Consider the following 18426-nt stretch of genomic DNA (forward strand, 5'->3'; position numbering starts at 1 on the left):
TTTTCTCACCATTTTTCTTTATTTATTCTGATTTGTCATACTATATCATACAACCCTTCTGTCGAAAAGGGTTTTTGTTGTTTTAACCCCAATCATGTGTTATGAATAGTATGTAGGTTTCATGATTTATTTTCGTAACTAAAAAAAGTTTGACAGTTAGAGGTACAAAAAATGACAAATCAGCAAGTAATACAGCAACAATTTTTAGATAAGTTCCTTGATTTTATCTTAGTAAAATGTCCAAACTGCGAACTATGTGCGCGAGTTGTAAAACTGGATAAAAAATTGAGCGGGTCAACGCACTCATGCACGTGTCCTCACTGCGGTTATCTAGACGTAACCAATGCTGATAGCCAAGGACCGTTAGAACTTTCTGAAGCAGTAGATCCTTTTTTTCAGCTTCCGCTTTACTTAGAAACGATATGCCCTGAACGTCGACTTTGGGCTTATAACTTAGATCACCTTCAGTATATTGAATCTTATATTGAAGTTAAAACATGCGGGGCTTGTTTCGACGAGCTGTCGGTTGAACATTCATTGCCAGATTGGGTAATTCATAAGCAGAAAGAAGCATTAAACGAAATTCAACGTTTAAAAGACACCGTCTTTTGCACATTCAAATGAAGATAGAAAAGAAACGTTGCCGAAGAGGCAACGTTTCTTTTTTTACGAAGAACTTTCTTCGGTAAGTTTTCTTCGATAGTCTCCGGCCTTATCGAACTCTTTTGCGGTGCCGACGAAAAAGTAGGTTACCGTATGATTTTTGTTACCTTGAGTCGTTCCATGAATCATCTTCCCCTGCTTCAATTGCTTTCGCTCTCCATTTTTATTTACATAGAAATATTTATTTCTTGCCCAGCCGCCGCCGCTTAAAAGCGTTTTGGTTTTCCCGACTCCCTGGTCATTTACTTTAAATACAATGTAGTCTCCTTCTGTCTTGCTGGGATTTCCGTTATCTTTGTCATATTCGACCATAACCCATCCTTTGTACCCTTCTGGTATAAGGAAAATGCTCGGTTGAGACGTTTCATCTGGGCGTCCACATCCAGCTGCGATTATAATCATTAAGCACAAAATGAGCCACCTTTTCACTTTTCCCAACTCCTTTCTTAATAAAAGACGTGCCTCTATACTGCTTTTAGTTTTTGTTGAAGGTAAGATTATATTCTTTTTGTATCCCTCAATTTTTTCCAGTTCATCCAATCAAATATGCTATATTTACGTATTGTTTGTCACACACTATTAGCAGGCGTTTACAATTTACATGGGAGGATAACAAAAATGAGCTATGTTTTTTTATTTATTTTGCTCTTTGTCATTCCGCTTTACACACAGCAAAAAATTGTTCGTGCCGATCGTGAAAATACACGTACATTATTACTAAGTGAACACGAGCAATCGGGACATAAAAAAAGCGATTCCCCGTAAAACAGGAATCGCCTTCTTTTAATATGTTAAGCTTCCGGCCACAATAAGGCCGACGGCAACCGACGCTGCAAAAAGAGTTACTCCAACCGCTACATTTCCTTCTTCTACTTTTTTGGCTAGGCTCGTTTTAGGCGTCATGATAAATTCAATAACCCAATATGCCACTACTTGAGTAATGATACCTACTACTCCCCAAAGAGTTGCATCTACCAAATTTAAGCTGTTGCTCCATACAGTAAAAATGACAATAGCAAGCCCTATTCCTTTTCCCCATAACTTCAAAGCAACCGCCACATTGCCTTTTTTTATGAGTTCACGGTCATTAAACTTTGTTGTTAATTCAAATACCATAACTCCGATAAATAATAGCCCTAACCCTACTGCTACGTGAGATAAAAAACTCCCTATACTAGCCCAATCAATCCATTGTGTCATTTTTATTCCCCTTTTCATTTTAATCCAATCGGCAAATAATACGATTCGTTATCCGTAATTTGATTTCCAGCTCGTATTCCTACTGCGCTTGCTTTTCCATTTAATAAAAAGCACCCGTACATAATATGAGCCTCTATTGTTTGCGTTTGAGTCTTCATCGTTGCAGTTGGCAATGGAATAAACTGTTGATACACAGCCGTGTATTCTTGATATGTTTTATGCTGATCTTCGTCTATTTTGATTCCATCTTCATTATAAATTTCAACGGTATCTCCCTCACGACCAAAAGATGGTTTCTTCACAAATGCTTGTTTTCTTTCAATAAATGGATCTTCTTCTAAATACGTTGGTAAAAAGTACGTTTCAATGATGTGATGCTCTTCTTTAGTGAAGAAAGGGTGATGTTGTTCATACAAAGCCCAAATGAGTGCTTGCACGGCTTTGGACTGCAGTAAAAATGCAGAAGGCGGGTTGATTATGGCTACTTTTTTTTGCTGTGCCAATGTTAAAAGCATGTGTCCGACTTTTTCATGCGTGCTCGGATCTTCATCTTCAATTAAATGTTCAAGCGGATAAGTTTGGCGATAAAGTACGTCTATTTTTTGTCCATATTGATCATACACGCCCGCTTCTATATGTTCACCTTCTTCCACTGTAGAGGAAGGGACAATTCGAAGCTGCGATAATGGAACGTATGTAGCATCTACATCGGCTAGCTTCATTAAATAAAGAGTCGTTAGCTTATCTTCTTCATGTGTATCATGAGAAGAAAAAACGACGTTTGGATAGTTCGTTCTATCGAGCTCGTTATAAGCTTCAAAAATGGCGTGTTTTAATGCTAAAGCAAGCTTTTCTTCCTCAAGCTTATTAGGGTTTTGCACTTGAAAATGACGACAGACTAACTCATTTACATGAAATAATTCTTTAATGAACGTAGGCGTATCCGCATTTAGTTCTAAAAGCTTGATTTGATCAGTCGTAACAGCAAAATCAAGGCGCGAAATCACACTTTCTGTTTCCATCGTTTTCAGTCGTAGGTACGGGAGGCTGTCTTTTGGAAATCCTAAAGAAAAAAGCGTCTGATCATCTAACGAACGAAGTAAAGGTGCAGTTTTAAAAAATAATTCTCCAATTTGATTTGAAGCTTCTTTAATAGAATCAATGATATGAGAAGACTCTATATGTACGTCATAAAGAGCATACTCTGTTCCGTATAAATCGTGCCAAAAATCTTCAATTTCTTTATAAAACATTTCTCGCTTTTCTTTATGCATTACCCGCCAAAACCGCCTTTAGAGCCGCTCCCAATTCCAGATTTATACGAGCTGCTTGATTTAAATGATTTATAGGCCGATGATGAGGTCAACTGTTTTTTAGAGCCGTAGTAGCGGCCTCCGTGATAATATGAGCCGCTGTGGGAAGAAGAAGAATCTGAACAGTAGTACGTTTGGGTATCTTCATCCCATTTCCACTTGTCACACGATTTATCTTTCGGTTTAGCTGGTCTTGCCTGATCAGTTGAACCACAGGCAACGAGCGATGTCATTAAAGCTGTGGTCAAAACCCCGGTCATCATTTTTTTTGTTTTTGACATTACGCCTTTCCCCCTTCATACGTTACGCCTGTTTTTGTTACATATAAACTGTACACGCTGCGATCTTCATCAATTTCCGCAGAGTCTCTTTCCCATTCCCATCCATTGTAGTATGTATAAACTGTTCCGATATAGCTTAGTACGTCCAAATGCGTATGAAATGAAGAGACGAATAAAATCGGATGTCCTCGAAGAGAATTCAGTTCGCGGACTTCTAATGTAATCTCTCTGTGATCATCTTCTGCTTGCTCTTTCGGTCCATGTTCATGTTCTTTTACATAAATAATATGTATATCATCTTCGACTGCAGATGAAGTTTGTTTATACGTTACTCCTTCTTTAACAAAAAATTCGCATTCTCTTCTTGCTAAAATTTGTTCAAGTTCAATAGATTGATAGTGATAAATAGATACAAATGTATCATCAGGCTTTAGCAGTCGGTATTCTAACTTTCCCATTATGCAACTCCTTTTGTGACTTTTTTGTGAACGTTCTTTAATAAATACGTACAGATTTTCAAAAAGTTTCAATTTTTCTCATATTAAAAGGCTTAGCTTTAGATAAGCTAAACCTTTATTTTTTTATCACATCTGTCACAACTTCATAACCGCCTGTGTATGGGTCGAATACATATTCAAGCATGCCGTTTCCACGATTGACTTTAAATAGATAACGGTATTTTTTAAGGCTGTCTTTTGCTGGATATACGTATTTTCCTTTTTGGAACTGACTTAGCAAGAGCTGTTCTCTTTGCGCAAGCATTTTTTTTGCTTCATTATAACCATACAGCGGGAGATTTTTGGCATAGAGAACCGGTACGAATACAAGCACAACGACTGAAATCGTAATAAGCCCTTGTTTAAACCACCGCATAAATCTCTTTGGATTTCGCGAAAGCAACATCGTGATCACAATTACTACTAACAAAGGAACAATATATACTTGAACATACGGAATGTTTGCAAATACAGGTCGATTAATCAATAAGACAATTACTTCGATAGCTGCTACTAATACTAAAATAAAATAGACCACTTACTCTTCACACCTCGACGATTCAATGAATTTTATATGTGTTAGAAAGTATTCCCACTCATGAATGAACTCGTCTATTGTATCATAAGACGCAAAAAAAATATCTACGCTTCTCTATTTTACGGAATTCAGATAATAAAAGAGATTGAGACATAACGAAATCACCCCAATCTAAAGACGAACAAATAGGATAATACGCTAATATGGATCCCTTGTTACACCGCTGTTGATTTCCGTACAAGGCTGCGCTTTCCGAGGGCGGCCGCTCCTGCCGGGTCTCATCTGTTCCGCTTTTCACGCAGGAGTCCTCGCCTTACCCTCCAACCAACAGCTAGAAACCACTACATACATGAAACTACCTTCACTCTAACCATAAAAAAATCTGAACGCATTTGATTCTCCATCAAGAATCAAATGCGTTCAGATCTTCCTTTAACTAAGCTACTTTTATTCCATCCTCTTTATTACGAAACTTCTACGTTTCGATTTTGATTATATTTTTTTCCTTGTAACAGTGAGTAAATGATCGCTGCGGCCCACACAATAAGTATGAATGCATATACAGCTATCTGAGTTGAGCTGCTGGATACCCATGTGTTTAAGAGTGTTCGAGCATTTGTTAAAATGATAAATCCACCAACAAGTGAACCAAGCAAGTGAGCCGGGATAATACGAACAAACCATGCAGCAATCGGAGCCGCGATAATTCCGCCAATCATAAGGGCGCCTACCCAGAACCAGTTTACCTGCTCCCAGCCAAGAGAAATTAAAAAGCCAAGTGTAGCCGAGACGGCAATAGCAAATTCACTTGTATCCACGGTTCCAACGACTTTCCGGGCTGTTGTGCCTTTTTTAGCTAGCAATACAGGCGTTGCTATCGGCCCCCAGCCTCCTCCTCCTGTAGCATCAGCAAATCCAGCAATTAATCCCAGCGGAATGGACTGCTTCGTCGATAAAGGTTTGGTGCTCTTTTCTTCGTTTGTTTTAAACGTAAATAAAAAACGAAATAACACATAAACTCCTAGGAGCAATAAGAATGTTGAAACGTAAGGCCTTACTGCATCTCCAGGTAAATTACTTAGAAAGCAGGCTCCTACAAAAGCTCCGATGGAACCTGGGATAATTAGTTTTAACACCATCGATTTATCTACGTTTCCAAATTTAATATGTGAAACACCAGAAGCTGCTGTTGTTACAACTTCTGCTAAGTGAACAGATGCGGAAGCCACAGCTGGTGCAATTCCAAACGTTAAAAGCAGCGTAGTTGATGTCACCCCGTATGCCATTCCGAGTGATCCATCAATTAACTGAGCTAAAAAGCCAATAAGTGCAAACGTAATTAACTTTTTCATGTTGTCCCTCCACTTTCATCTTCTGTTAGAAAGCACAAAAAGGCCTCCAACAGTTGTTTGCTAGAAGCCTTCGGTATGTCCGATCAGCTGTCCGTTTTATGAATAAGTTGTTTATATTGTAATCCTAACTATTCCTAGAAGTCAACTGTGTTTTTAGTTTTTCTTTTAGTCTATGTATGCTGCTTGGTTATAGTATCAGTAAAATAAAATTCTTATTGTTAAGTCAACAACATAAAAACGACCGCTCACTTAGTAAGGGCGGTCGTTTTTATGCATATCTTGCCAGTGAGCCAGCACTTCAGGTGGCAAACTCACATCTTTATCTAATGACGTCACATCCATAGAAGCGGGCTCATCGCTATTTATCACTTTTTCTACCCAATCTGACTGTACAACTAATGCTTGTTCAATCGTAATTAAAGCCAGCCCTTTCTCAAAAGCTTCTGCTACTTCTGTTGCCGTAAGTCCTCCTGTACCCACAAGAGGGACCCGGTGATTAACGTGCTTAATAATCGAAGAAACCAGTGAACGATTTTCTTCACTACTTAAGGTAGGTTCATGCAAAGAACTGATATGTAAATAGTCAATTTCTGTATGAACAAGACGATCAATCCACTCAAATGTATCTTCCACTTTATTTCCTAAATAGCCTTTTTCTTTGGGTGCTAATGTATATCCCACAATAAATGGTTTGCCCGCATGAGCTGCTCGACGCGTCACTTCACGAATAACTTCAAGTGCAAAAGTGAAGCGGTTTTCTGCGCTTCCTCCATAAGAATCGCTTCGTTCATTTGCTTGCCTTGATATAAACTGCTGCAGTAAGCATTCATTTCCTCCGTCAATTTCTACTCCATCAAATCCGGCTTCCATAGCTCTGGTGGTAGCTTCGCCAAACGCTTGAACAATATAAGTTATATCGCGCTCGGTCATTTGAACAGGCTTTTTGCCTTTACGTTTATGAGGCTTTTCACTTGGGCTAATGGCTTGCCATTTATTTTTCATTTCTACGCACTTTCTTCCCCCGTGGGATAGTTGAAGAATCGCTTTAGCGCCTCTTCTATGAATCATTTGGGTTAGTTGATGAAGCTTTCGTATAACCTGATCACGATGAATGCCGATTTGACCATGTGCTACTTGGCCATTTTCTGTGATAAACGCGGGGCCGATAATTACCGTACTGACGCCCCCTACTCGTTTTTCGTAAAAAGACATATCAAGATCGGATATTTCTCCGTTTTCCCGTGAAGCGTATGTGAGGATAGGTCCCATTGCTAATCGGTTTTTCATCTCAAGAGCATCAACAAATTTAAAATGCTTAAATAATTTTTCATAGGCTGTCTTCAATTAATTCACACCTTTTTTCCTTAGCTTGCCCATCTAGAAGCCGAGTAGACATAGGCACAAAAAAAGAAATACCTTCGCCGGCATTTCTTTTTACGTTGTTTTTCTTATTTTTTTAATGGGGTAAAATACAAATTCGCTTTTTCCGACAATCCGTTTTTCATCAATGAGACCTAGACCGTTGCGGCTATCCATACTGTACAGACGGTTATCACCCATTACAAATACTTCGTTTTTAGGTATTTGAACGGGTTCAAAATCTCCTGTAAGCTCCATATCCATGTTATTGGCAATTTGACGATTCGTTTTTAAATAAGGTTCACTTACTTTTTTATCATCAATATAAAGCTGATCTTTTTTCATTTCGATTTTTTCACCTGGCAGACCGATTACTCTTTTTACATAATGCTTATTCTTAGCCTCATCTTTAATAATCACAATATCTCCGCGGCGAATATCATGGAGCGAATACGACAGTTTATTCACAAACAAACGCTCTCCGTTATGCAGCGTTGGGTTCATTGAAGCGCCTTCTACGATATACGGAGAAAATAAAAATGCGCGAATCATAAATACTAGAGCGATAGCGAAGATAATAGTTTTGAATATGCTGCGTAATTGATCGCTTTTTGTTTTTTCCGTAGTCAATATACTTTGTCTCCTTTGTACAGCTCACTTTTCTTATGTAAAAAAGCAAGAAACCTCTTACTTTAACACTTATTCTAACTTAACCATAGAAAGAACTGAAATCAAATGTTTTATGTTATGTAAAAAAAGAACCTCTAACAAATGTTAGAGGCTTACATTACGCAAGTTTCGTCTTTACATCTCTTATTATAACATTAATTATATAAAAAGAGACTACCTTTTATGTAAAAATTATGTTTTTTACGCAAACTTAACTAAATCTTCACATTTAAAGACGTTTCTCCATGTATAAAAAGTTGAGAGATACAATACTCTATAATCTCTCTTCGCCGCACGAGTCCAATAAAAATATTTTGGTCATCTACAACTGGTACAAAATTTTGTTCAGACGCACGTGACAAAATACTTTCCATTTCATCATTAATGGTGATAGGTTCATAATCACGATGCCTTGGGACCTCTTCAATTCGCAGGTGTTCTAGCTCATGAAGTTCTATATGTTCTAGGCTTTTTAGCTTCCATAGCAAGTCTCCTTCTGCCAAAGTCCCTACATATTCTCCTTTTTGGTTAATGAGCGGTACAGAAGAGTAGCGATGATACTCCATTTTCTCCAATGCTTGACGGACAGTTGACCGTGTCGACAGGGTAACGACTTCTTTTTTCGGGAGTAAAAAAAACGCAATATTCACTCATATTCTCCTTTTAGTATACATCCATTTTATTGTTATTGCTTTGCTGAATCTGAAACAATATGAATGTCGATGTTATAAGTCTGTCTCATAATCGTATTCACAATAGACCCTTTTCGAATCTCTTCCCACCTTGTCCTGGCTGATTGCCCTAGTAAGATTTGAGTAACGCGATACTGCTTGGCTACGTTCACAATCACTGCAGCTGGTTTTTGGTTTTTAGCTTCTTCAACAATTAGCGATGCGTGAAAGCGATCAGCAAATTCCCGCCACTCTTTAATTTGTGCTTTTTGCCTTTCAGTTTGCTCGCCTGTAAAAACATGAAGCAGCAGCAAATCTGCTTTCAATCGGTTTGCCATTCTCCAGCCTCTTCGAATCAATTTTTCAGCTGTTCCACTATATTGAATGCATACTAAAATGCGTTCGCAAATACCTGTTACGCCAATTTCATGGGCATGAATGAGCTTACCGTCCACTTCATCCGCTACTTCTCGGAGCGTTAATTCACGAAGGGCATGGAGATTTGCGAGCTTAAAAAAAGACTGCAGGCTTTGTTCAATTTTATGAACTTCGTATATTTTGCCTTCACGAAGACGCTTTTGCAGCTGTTCCGGCGTAACATCGACAAGCTGAATTTCATCTGCTTGCTGAATAAATAAATCTGGCACTGTTTCACGAACTTTTACCTGGGTAATGGCATATACGAGATCATGTACGCTTTCCATATGCTGAATATTCATTGCTGACATGACTGAAATGCCTTGGTTGAGCAGGTAAGAAACATCTTCAAAACGTTTTTTATGACGGCTTGTCGGAACATTTGTATGAGCAAGTTCATCGATAATTACAACTTTTGGGCGCCTTCTTACAATCGCCAGCAAATCAAGCTCTTTCAATTCTTTTCCTTTATAAAAAACGGTTTCTCTTTCGATTACTTCTAGATTTCCGATCATCTCTTTAGTCTCGTGCCTGCCGTGTGCTTCTATATATCCAACTACGACATCTATGCCTTCTTTGACTAAATCGTGCGCATCTTGAAGCATTTTATACGTCTTTCCTACTCCCGGCGCGGCACCGATGTAAAGTTTAAGCTTTCCTCGCTTCTGATCATGAAGTTCACGCAATAGTTCTTCCGGAGTTTTTCTTCGAAAGTATGGATGAGCTTCTTTTTCTTTCATTGTTTGTACTCCTTTATCACACTCGCTTCAATACATGAAGCGAGTGCATGTAATTAGCGCTCTCGTTGAACAGCTAAATTTAGCTCTACTACATTTACTCGTTTTTCACCAAAAGCTCCTTGCTGAGTGTGTTCTTTGATCAGCTCTTTTAGCATGTTGGTTTTAATGTGCGCCGCTTTTGCCACTCGTTCTACTTGTGCATATGCAGCTTGTGGCGTAATGTCAGGATCGAGTCCAGAAGCCGAATTTGTGACGGCATCAACTGGAATTCCTTCTTTTGGCACCTCGTTTTCTTTTTTCCACGCCGCTACGGATTTCTCGATACGATTCGTAAGATCTTTATTTGAAGGTGCTAAATTCAACGACCCAGATCCTACCCCGTTATAATCGATACTAGAGACTCTGCCATGGAAAAATTCATTGCTTGTAAACTGCTGTCCAATGAGCTTAGAACCGATAACTTGGTGGTTGTTTGAATAGATTAAGCTGCCGTTTGCTTTACTTGGAATAGCTGTTTGAGCAATACCTGTCATCACAACAGGATAAATAAGACCACAAAGAATTATCATCATAATTGTTAAGCGAACAATAATGCTTCCCGTTCGTTCTGTTTGTATCATCGTTTCTTCTCCTCTACATTACAAATGAAAGTAGTAAGTCAATTGCTTTAATCCCAATGAATGGAACCAACACCCCGCCTAACCCGTAAATGAACAAATTTTTTCGCAATAGGGCGTTAGAACTCATCGGCTTATACGCAATTCCCTTCATGGCTAAGGGAATTAACAGCGGGATAATGACCGCATTAAAAATAAGCGCTGACAATACGGCAGATAGAGGTGAATTCAGCTTCATTACGTTAAGAGCCTCCATTTGCGGAATCGCCAAGGTAAACATCGCTGGAATAATGGCAAAATATTTCGCAATATCGTTTGCGATACTGAATGTAGTTAAGGCACCCCTTGTCATTAATAGCTGTTTTCCAATCGAAACGACTTCAATGATTTTTGTGGGATCGGAATCCAAGTCCACCATATTTGCTGCTTCTTTAGCAGCTGAGGTTCCGCTGTTCATTGCTAAGCCAACATCAGCTTGAGCAAGTGCAGGGGCATCGTTTGTCCCGTCACCTGTCATGGCAACTAACTTTCCCTGCTGCTGTTCGTATTTAATCACTTGAATCTTGTCTTCTGGCTTGCATTCCGCAATAAATTCATCTACTCCCGCTTCTTTTGCAATGGTTGCTGCGGTTAGCGGATTATCTCCTGTACACATGACTGTTTTAATGCCCATTTTACGAAGTTCCTCAAAACGTTCTTTCATTCCTGGTTTTACCGTGTCTTTTAAATAAATCAAGCCGTAAATTTTATCATCAGCGGCGACGGCAAGCGGCGTGCCACCAGCTCCTGCAATTTCGTTTGCTTTTTGCTGCAAATCAGAGGGAACCATCCCGCCATTTGACTCTACCCATGCCGTGACGGCGTCCACTGCCCCTTTTCGTACAGATACATTCTGTAAGTCAATGCCGCTCATTCGCGTTTCAGCTTTGAATTCAACAAACGTCCCTTCGGTTTTTTTAAGATCTTCTACTCCCATGCGGTTTTGAATAAAATCAACAACTGAGCGTCCTTCTGGTGTTTCGTCATAAAGAGAAGAAACAAACGCCCATTTGTAAAGTTCACGTTCGTCTGTGCCTTCTACAGTCGTTAATTGATGAGCCATTCGGTTTCCAAACGTAATGGTGCCGGTTTTATCTAAAATGATTGTGTTAATGTCACCAGCTGCTTCTACTGCTTTTCCTGACATAGCGATCACGTTAAACTGCGTAACTCGGTCCATCCCAGCAATTCCAATGGCCGATAATAATCCTCCAATTGTCGTAGGAATGAGGCAAACGAGCAGTGAAATTAAAATAGCCGTGTCCAGTTGAAAATGTAAGTAGTTTGTAAATACAGGAAGCGTCACAACAACTAGTAAGAAAATAATCGTCAAACTTGTTAAAACCGTATTTAGCGCAATTTCATTTGGCGTTTTTTGACGCTCTGCTCCTTCAACAAGCGAAATCATTTTATCTAAAAATGATTCACCTTGCTCACACGTAATTTTAACTGTAATTTCATCGCTGACAACTCTTGTACCTCCAGTTACAGAGTTAAAGTCCCCGCCTGCTTCTTTCAAAACAGGTGCCGATTCACCGGTAATGGCCGATTCATCAACAGATGCCAGTCCTTTAATGATTTCTCCATCTCCAGGAATCATTTCGCCTTGTGAAACGACGACGATATCTCCTTTTTTTAGTTGCGATGCCGAAACTTGTATCATTTGCCCGTTTTGAAGTTTATTAGCTGTAATATCACCTTTCGATTGCTTTAATGAGTTTGCCTGTGCTTTTCCTCGACCTTCTGCTAATGCCTCTGCAAAATTAGCAAAAACAATTGTGAAAAATAACACGAGAGATACGGCAATATTAAAGCCTGCGCTTACTGTACTTTCTCCGAAAAGATCTGGAACAACAGCTAAAAAAAGCGTAATAACAAACCCGATTTCTACTACGAACATGATAGGGTTTTTTATCATCGTTCTTGGACTTAGCTTGATAAAAGCCTGCTTTACTGATTGAATAAAAATCGATGAAGTTTGTTTATCTACAGCACCTTGAATGTGACTGTTACGATCCAATTCAAGATTATTCGTAAAATTCCGTTTATTCATTATAATCCTCCGCTTTCTTGATTACAGTGTCAAATACTCAGCAACCGGCCCAAGTACAAGCACTGGGAAAAACGTAAGTGCCCCTACAATAACGGTAGTTCCAATTAAAATGCCGCTAAATAAAGACGTATCCGTTTTAAATGTCCCAGGTGTTTCAGGAACAAGCTGCTTAGATGCTAGTGAGCTCGATACCGCCAGCATCGTAATTAGTCCGAAGTAGCGTCCAATATACATAACAATTCCCGTAGAAATGTTCCAAAACGGAGTTGCGTCACCGAGTCCTTCAAAACCAGAGCCATTGTTTGCTGCTGATGATGTAAATTCATACAGTGCCTGGCTTAACCCGTGAAAGCCTGGGTTTGATATACCTTCTATTCCTAAATGAGTAGTTAGCGCTACGGCTGTTCCTCCTAAAATTAGCAGCGGCTGCAGAATAAGCGTCACGGCGATGAGCTTCATTTCTTTTCCTTCAATTTTTTTACCTACGTATTCTGGTGTTCTTCCAACCATTAAACCTGATAAAAATACGGCGATGATGACGTACATCATGACATTCATAAATCCTGCTCCGACACCGCCAAATACGGTATTTAACATCATATTTCCAAGCGTTAACAACCCGGTAAGAGGTGTAAGGGTATCGTGCATGGTGTTGACCGCACCTGTTTCACTTGCTGTCGTCACGATGGCGTAAAGAGTCGACATACCGACACCAAAACGAACTTCTTTGCCTTCCATATAACCGCTCGCTTCATTTAGATGAAAAGCATCAAGTCTTGGATTGCCGCCCCACTCTGTTACAAACGCTGTGCTTAAAATAACGATAAACAGCATACTCATCGCTACAAACAAGATGCGGCCTTGCTTACGCTGTCCGATCATTTTTCCGTACGTAAAAGGAAGTGCTGTTGGCAATAAAAGCATAAGGACAATTTGTAATACATTGCTCAACGCGTTAGGATTTTCAAATGGATGGGCTGAATTAACACCAAAAAATCCCCCTCCGTTGTTGCCTAGCTCTTTAATTGAAAGAAAAGAAGCAACTGGTCCCCTTGCTATTTGCTGTGTTGCCCCTTCTAATGTATGGGCAGTCACCGTTCCGCTTAACGTTTGAGGGACACCTGAAATCATAAATAAAATGCCGGTTATAAAAGCGATAGGAAGTAAAACACGCGTAATTGATTTCACAAAATCAACAAAAAAGTTTCCTATTTCCTTCCCTGCCAACCCACGAATAAACGCGATTGCTACTGCAAATGCCGTTGCTGGTGCAGCAAACATCATAAATACAACGGCTGCCATCTGCGAGAAATAGGACAAACCTGATTCACCGCTGTAATGCTGCAAGTTCGTATTTGTCATAAAACTAATGGCCGTGTTAAAAGCAAGGGCCGGATCCATTCCTTTGATGTGGCTTGGGTTAAGCGGCAGTACCCCTTGAAACCGGAAGATAAGATACACCACAAAAATCATAAACGTATTCGCCAAAACGAGAGCAATTGCATATTGCTTCCACGTCTGATTATGCCCTTTAATTCCTGCCGCTTTAAACATCACCGATTCTATCTTTCCTACCAAGCTAGTGTTTTTATCGTTTGAAAACACATTCGCTATATAAATACCTACGGGCTTTGCAATAAGCGCTACAAAAACAAGCAGTAGCGCAACTGATAGTAGAAAAATCCCCACGTTTTATTCCTCCGCTTATTAAAATTGTTCTGGATTTAACAGTACATATACTAAATAAATTAAAACGAGAACTGAAATACCTAGCAAAATGAACGACACGTTCACTTCTCCTCTCTTTCGTCTACTACACGAGACGACCAGCAAATAATTCCGTACATAGCAGCTGTTAATATGACAAGCGTTCCCAGCATGATTATATCCAAGTTGCTCCCTCCTAACTGTTTCTTACCACCAATGATTAAGCGTAGTGACTGTTACCGTGCGTAAAGCATCACGCCCAAGTGAGCTAGCAGCGAAAGGTTATCTTTGATTATTCCTAACGTATTGTTGATCTCGTTTTAAAAGCCCTACTATATCCTCTTTACGGTGCAGACATAAGCTGCTCTCCTATTTTTCCATAAAAAAACCGCAGAAGAGAGTCCTCTTCCGCGGTTTAATGCACGACAAATAAGCCGTGATCGACACGAATTTTTTCACTCCCAAAACGCTTACGGAGTTAGCTGTCGGATTCGGGTTATGGAAGTAACCCTACTCAGTTAAGAGATTCACCCCTAGTACATACGTACAAAATATTGGGTCCCCCGCTCATAATTGATTAAGCGTATATTTGTTATTTAATTTTTAGACTTAATTATGGTTTTTACTGCTGCGTTTAATACTTTGATTAGCTAACATAGACAAATAGCGGTTTGCTAGATCAAAAGATTGCTGATCACATATTGCACGATATTCAATCATTTGAATCATTTGCTTAGATAAATGCATGTTAACGCTCCTTTCGCCTATATTTTGAAAGGAACGCGCTATCCGCTTTTATAGAAAACGGCCACGATTACACCATCCTCTCTCTTAACGCTTACGAAGTTAGCTGACGGGTTCGGGTCAAGAAAGTAACCCTACTCAATTATGAGATTCACCCCTAGTAATTGGTTCCTCCGCTCTTTCCCTCTCTTTCAGGAAAGACTCAGCGTTTCACTGTGGAACGTTTCATGAGAGTAATCTTACTCCTGTTAAAATTTACTGTCAACAACATTTTTTGAAATTTTAAAAGCTTTATTTTTTGCTGTTTATTCATTATTTTAAAATAATAGATTCAAAGAAAAAAGCGTTCTTATCTCCTCGATAAGAACGCTTTTTTTAGCTCATTTTCTCAATTTCATTTACAAGAATTGAAATGGCATCCGTTTTTGTTGCTTCACGCATTGTACGCTTCATCGTACTTGCCTGCTGCTGAAGCTCATTTACTTCACGCAAAAACACTTCTTTTGTTAACTGTTCTTCTTCCACAACCATACAGTAGCCTTTTTTCTTAAAGGACTGTGCATTTAAAATTTGATCTCCTCGGCTTTGTGCTTTTGACAAAGGAATAATCATCATCGGTTTATGAAGGGCTAAAAACTCAAAGATAGCATTTGATCCGCCGCGTGTAATCACATAATCAGTCGCCGCTAGAACATCTGGAAGCTGTTCATTTACATATTCTAACTGACGGTAGCCCGACTCTTTTTCAAGGCTTGTATCAACATTGCCTTTTCCGCACAGGTGTACAATTTGAAATTTCTTTTGCAGTTCAGGCAAGGACTCTCGAACAATCTCATTGATGCGACGTGCTCCTAAACTTCCGCCCATAATGGTTAAAATTGGGCGCTTATCATAAAAGCGAAGCCAGCTTTCCCCGTTCGCTGCGCTTCCGCTAAATAATTCTTTTCGAATAGGTGAACCAACAACCTGCACTTTTTCTTTTGGAAAATAGTTTGCCGCTTCATCAAAAGAAGTGAAAATTTTAGTGGCAAATTTCTGCGCAATTTTATTTGCCAGTCCCGGTGTTAAATCACTTTCATGAATGAACACGGGAATGTTTAGCGATTTAGCAGCCATTACAACAGGGACTGTGACAAAACCGCCTTTTGAAAACACAAGAGAAGGCTTTAACTTTTTCAGCACGCGACGTGCATCGCCAACTCCTTTTGCTACTCGAAATACATCTTTTACATTTTCCATATCTACGTATCGACGCAGCTTCCCGCTTGAAATCGCATGATATGGAACGTTTAATTTTGTAATTAATTCTTTCTCAATACCATTGTGAGAACCGACATAATGGATATCCCATTTTTCACTGTCTAATTCTTTCATAATGGCAATGTTTGGTGTTACGTGTCCAGCTGTTCCGCCTCCGGTAAAAACGATAACTTGCTTACTCATTTTTTCTTCCTCTCTTTACTTCACTTAATGGATCTGTTTTGACATCAATTTTTATCTGATCTTTTTAGCATGCAATCTGACATGTAAAACGATGGTTTTATTATAGCATTTTTCTTTTTACATATGTATGATAAGGCGTATAAAAGCATGCTATACTTTTCATAGGGAGTGATGATAATGAACAAATCTGCACCTATAGTAAAAGGTGATACGGTGGATTCCGAAACGCGCTGTACACACTATCATACGGATAAAGATATTATTGCAATAAAATTTTATTGCTGTAATACATATTATCCATGCTATCAATGTCATAACGGATATGCTGATCATGATATTAAAAAGTGGCCAAAAGCTATGTTTAATGAAAAAGCTATTCTTTGCGGAGTATGTAAACATGAGCTATCAATTCATGAATATTTAACCTGTAACTCGACTTGCCCTCACTGTCGTTCTTCTTTTAATCCTGGATGCAGCCTGCATGGACACATTTATTTTGAACAAAAAAGCTGAACAAAACATTGTTCAGCTTTTAAAATAACTGCTCATCTATATTTATAATGGAAGGAAGCAGACCTGGGAACAATTCCTCAAGCTCTTCTAAACGCAAGGAATAATAGTGCTGCGTACCTTCTATACGTAGTTTGATAATTCCAGCTTCGCGAAGTACTTTAATATGATGTGATAGCGTTGATTTTGATACATTTAATTTTTGATAATACGAACAGGTCTGCTCCTTTCTTGTCGCTAAACACTGTACAATTCGCAGCCGGTTAGGATCACTCAACGCGTGTAAAATAGGCGTTAATTTAATTTCAGATTTCGGTGGTTGATAAGGTTTTCTCATGCTTAAAATATAACACAGCTTCTTTTGTGTATCAATGTTCGATAACTTTCGAACTAAATTCCTTGCACTGTTATTTAATCGATGTTATAGTTTCATTGTTCGATGATATTCGAACTTATCTTCATTTTAATCATAAATTGAATGAAAGATTAAAAACAAAACAAATAATATAAAGCACCATCATTATTAAAGGAGGAATCACCCATGATTCATTTACAAGCTTCAATGAAAGTTAACCCAGCAAAAAGAGAAGAATTTTTAGAAAACGTACAAGAACTAATTAAGCATTCTTTACAAGAAGAAGGAAACAGCAACTATCAACTATTTGAAGATGCTTTTACACCTAACACATTTATGATGATTGAAGAGTGGAAAAGCGAAGAAGCAATTCAAGCACACAATAAATCAGCTCACTTCCAAAGTTTTGTAGCATTTGCTCAAACTGGCGTACTTGTAGCACCTTTAGATGTAAAAACATTACAAGGTTAATCATAACTTCTTTGAAAGGATGACGCATCATGAATGAAGCAATTCGTACAATTCAAGATCATCGTTCTATTCGTCAGTATACAGACGAAGCAGTAAGTGACGAGCATTTAGATACGATTATTCAATCTGCTCAGTCAGCCGCTTCTTCTATTAATGGACAGCAAGTGACTATTATTAGCGTCCAAGATAAAGAAAAGAAGAAAAAACTTTCAGAGCTTGCCGGCAACCAAGCGTGGATTGACCAAGCTCCTCTATTTTTAATCTTTTGTGCAGATTTTAATCGTGCTAAGATTGCAGCTGAACTTAACGATGCCCCTCTTGGCGTAACCGATGGGCTTGAGTCAATTTTAGTCGGGGCAACTGATGCTGGAATTTCTTTAGAAGCCGCAACAGTTGCAGCAGAATCACTCGGTTTAGGTACAGTTCCAATCGGAGGAATTCGCAGAAAGCCGCTAGAAGTCATTGAACTGCTAGATTTACCGGAATACGTATTCCCAGTAAGCGGTCTTGTGGTTGGACATCCGGCAGATCATTCTGCGAAAAAACCTCGATTGCCACAAGCTGCTGTGCACCATCGTGAAAGCTATAATCATGACTTAAAGTCATTGATTCAAGACTATGATGCTGAAATGGCAGAATATATGAAAAAGAGAACAAACGGTGCTGATGACCGCAACTGGTCACAAACTGTATCAGCTATTTATAAAACCATTTATTACCCAGAAGTTCGAACTATGCTTGAAAAACAAGGATTTAAATTCGAATAACCAAAAGCTGCGATGAACAT

Annotated in this window: 23 protein-coding genes and 2 riboswitches; of the genes, 5 read left to right on the forward strand and 18 right to left on the reverse strand. The window is 39.0% G+C overall.

Annotated elements, in window-relative coordinates:
* Window positions 1–171 precede the first annotated feature (171 nt).
* Window positions 172–624: a hypothetical protein gene (locus tag ACFX4E_RS12045; protein WP_013057711.1), complete on the forward strand. Its 453-nt coding sequence runs from the start codon at window positions 172–174 to the stop codon at window positions 622–624.
* A gap of 42 nt (window positions 625–666) precedes the next feature.
* Here ACFX4E_RS12045 and ACFX4E_RS12050 read toward each other — a convergent pair whose 3' ends face one another.
* Window positions 667–1092, reverse strand: coding sequence for a DUF6843 domain-containing protein (locus ACFX4E_RS12050; RefSeq protein WP_013057712.1), 426 nt, complete (start codon window positions 1090–1092; stop codon window positions 667–669).
* Window positions 1093–1281: 189 nt separating this feature from the next.
* On the opposite strand from ACFX4E_RS12050, the gene ACFX4E_RS12055 reads away from it, so the two are divergent.
* Window positions 1282–1428, forward strand: a complete 147-nt coding sequence (locus tag ACFX4E_RS12055) for a hypothetical protein (protein ID WP_016764718.1) — start codon at window positions 1282–1284, stop codon at window positions 1426–1428.
* A gap of 18 nt (window positions 1429–1446) precedes the next feature.
* Here ACFX4E_RS12055 and ACFX4E_RS12060 read toward each other — a convergent pair whose 3' ends face one another.
* The 16 genes from ACFX4E_RS12060 to ACFX4E_RS12135 all read right to left on the reverse strand — a co-directional run bounded on the left by ACFX4E_RS12060 (window position 1447) and on the right by ACFX4E_RS12135 (window position 16303).
* Window positions 1447–1863 (reverse strand): DUF350 domain-containing protein, encoded by a 417-nt coding sequence (locus ACFX4E_RS12060; RefSeq protein ID WP_013057713.1) that lies wholly within the window; start codon window positions 1861–1863, stop codon window positions 1447–1449.
* Window positions 1864–1877: 14 nt separating this feature from the next.
* Window positions 1878–3137, reverse strand: a complete 1260-nt coding sequence (locus ACFX4E_RS12065; RefSeq protein WP_029322660.1) for a glutathionylspermidine synthase family protein — start codon at window positions 3135–3137, stop codon at window positions 1878–1880.
* Entirely contained in the window at window positions 3137–3457 is a 321-nt protein-coding gene (locus ACFX4E_RS12070) for a hypothetical protein (protein ID WP_029322662.1), read from the reverse strand. The genes ACFX4E_RS12065 and ACFX4E_RS12070 overlap by 1 nt, the downstream gene beginning before the upstream one ends.
* Window positions 3457–3915 carry a hypothetical protein gene (locus ACFX4E_RS12075; protein ID WP_053487435.1) on the reverse strand — a complete coding sequence of 153 codons (459 nt, stop codon included), beginning with the start codon at window positions 3913–3915 and terminating at the stop codon, window positions 3457–3459. The genes ACFX4E_RS12070 and ACFX4E_RS12075 overlap by 1 nt, the downstream gene beginning before the upstream one ends.
* A gap of 115 nt (window positions 3916–4030) precedes the next feature.
* On the reverse strand, window positions 4031–4492 hold the full coding sequence (locus ACFX4E_RS12080; RefSeq protein ID WP_377238169.1) for a hypothetical protein: 462 nt from the start codon (window positions 4490–4492) through the stop codon (window positions 4031–4033).
* 464 nt (window positions 4493–4956) lie between these two features.
* Window positions 4957–5844, reverse strand: a complete 888-nt coding sequence (locus ACFX4E_RS12085) for a sulfite exporter TauE/SafE family protein (RefSeq protein ID WP_013057718.1) — start codon at window positions 5842–5844, stop codon at window positions 4957–4959.
* A 249-nt stretch (window positions 5845–6093) separates the two neighbouring features.
* Window positions 6094–7188, reverse strand: coding sequence for an oxidoreductase (locus ACFX4E_RS12090; protein WP_377238170.1), 1095 nt, complete (start codon window positions 7186–7188; stop codon window positions 6094–6096).
* Window positions 7189–7278: 90 nt separating this feature from the next.
* Window positions 7279–7833, reverse strand: a complete 555-nt coding sequence (gene lepB, locus ACFX4E_RS12095; RefSeq protein ID WP_013057720.1) for a signal peptidase I — start codon at window positions 7831–7833, stop codon at window positions 7279–7281.
* Window positions 7834–8087: 254 nt separating this feature from the next.
* Window positions 8088–8522, reverse strand: coding sequence for a CBS domain-containing protein (locus ACFX4E_RS12100; protein WP_028409161.1), 435 nt, complete (start codon window positions 8520–8522; stop codon window positions 8088–8090).
* 35 nt (window positions 8523–8557) lie between these two features.
* Window positions 8558–9700, reverse strand: a complete 1143-nt coding sequence (gene kdpDN, locus ACFX4E_RS12105; protein WP_060746321.1) for a KdpD-like non-kinase potassium sensor — start codon at window positions 9698–9700, stop codon at window positions 8558–8560.
* Between the two features lie 53 nt (window positions 9701–9753).
* Window positions 9754–10320 carry a potassium-transporting ATPase subunit KdpC gene (gene kdpC / locus ACFX4E_RS12110; RefSeq protein ID WP_098332037.1) on the reverse strand — a complete coding sequence of 189 codons (567 nt, stop codon included), beginning with the start codon at window positions 10318–10320 and terminating at the stop codon, window positions 9754–9756.
* Between the two features lie 13 nt (window positions 10321–10333).
* The gene (gene kdpB, locus ACFX4E_RS12115) at window positions 10334–12409 is read right to left on the reverse strand and encodes a potassium-transporting ATPase subunit KdpB (protein ID WP_098332036.1); all 2076 of its coding nucleotides are present in this window, start codon (window positions 12407–12409) and stop codon (window positions 10334–10336) included.
* Window positions 12410–12430: 21 nt separating this feature from the next.
* A complete protein-coding gene (kdpA, locus tag ACFX4E_RS12120) occupies window positions 12431–14092 on the reverse strand; it encodes a potassium-transporting ATPase subunit KdpA (RefSeq protein WP_263036063.1) in 1662 nt (553 codons plus the stop codon).
* A gap of 24 nt (window positions 14093–14116) precedes the next feature.
* The gene (gene kdpF, locus ACFX4E_RS12125; protein ID WP_080754503.1) at window positions 14117–14203 is read right to left on the reverse strand and encodes a K(+)-transporting ATPase subunit F; all 87 of its coding nucleotides are present in this window, start codon (window positions 14201–14203) and stop codon (window positions 14117–14119) included.
* A 364-nt stretch (window positions 14204–14567) separates the two neighbouring features.
* Window positions 14568–14710, reverse strand: a riboswitch (cyclic di-AMP (ydaO/yuaA leader).
* Window positions 14711–14725: 15 nt separating this feature from the next.
* Complete coding sequence (locus tag ACFX4E_RS12130; RefSeq protein ID WP_155920457.1) at window positions 14726–14863, reverse strand: hypothetical protein; 138 nt, start codon at window positions 14861–14863, stop codon at window positions 14726–14728.
* 72 nt (window positions 14864–14935) lie between these two features.
* A riboswitch (cyclic di-AMP (ydaO/yuaA leader) is annotated at window positions 14936–15078 on the reverse strand.
* 157 nt (window positions 15079–15235) lie between these two features.
* Entirely contained in the window at window positions 15236–16303 is a 1068-nt protein-coding gene (locus tag ACFX4E_RS12135; protein WP_013057726.1) for an undecaprenyldiphospho-muramoylpentapeptide beta-N-acetylglucosaminyltransferase, read from the reverse strand.
* Between the two features lie 177 nt (window positions 16304–16480).
* Here ACFX4E_RS12135 and ACFX4E_RS12140 point away from each other — a divergent pair, with 177 nt between their 5' ends.
* Window positions 16481–16816, forward strand: a complete 336-nt coding sequence (locus ACFX4E_RS12140) for a CHY zinc finger protein (protein ID WP_016764731.1) — start codon at window positions 16481–16483, stop codon at window positions 16814–16816.
* 19 nt (window positions 16817–16835) lie between these two features.
* Here the strand turns inward: ACFX4E_RS12140 and ACFX4E_RS12145 are convergent, their stop codons facing one another.
* Window positions 16836–17150: an ArsR/SmtB family transcription factor gene (locus ACFX4E_RS12145; RefSeq protein ID WP_013083811.1), complete on the reverse strand. Its 315-nt coding sequence runs from the start codon at window positions 17148–17150 to the stop codon at window positions 16836–16838.
* A gap of 204 nt (window positions 17151–17354) precedes the next feature.
* Here ACFX4E_RS12145 and ACFX4E_RS12150 point away from each other — a divergent pair, with 204 nt between their 5' ends.
* Window positions 17355–17639 carry a putative quinol monooxygenase gene (locus tag ACFX4E_RS12150; protein WP_013057729.1) on the forward strand — a complete coding sequence of 95 codons (285 nt, stop codon included), beginning with the start codon at window positions 17355–17357 and terminating at the stop codon, window positions 17637–17639.
* 29 nt (window positions 17640–17668) lie between these two features.
* Window positions 17669–18406, forward strand: coding sequence for an oxygen-insensitive NADPH nitroreductase (gene nfsA, locus ACFX4E_RS12155; RefSeq protein ID WP_336064440.1), 738 nt, complete (start codon window positions 17669–17671; stop codon window positions 18404–18406).
* The last annotated feature ends 20 nt before the right edge of the window (window positions 18407–18426 follow it).

Source organism: Priestia sp. YIM B13491, assembly GCF_042787605.1.
GTDB classification, from domain to species: Bacteria; Bacillota; Bacilli; order Bacillales; family Bacillaceae_H; genus Priestia; species Priestia megaterium_E.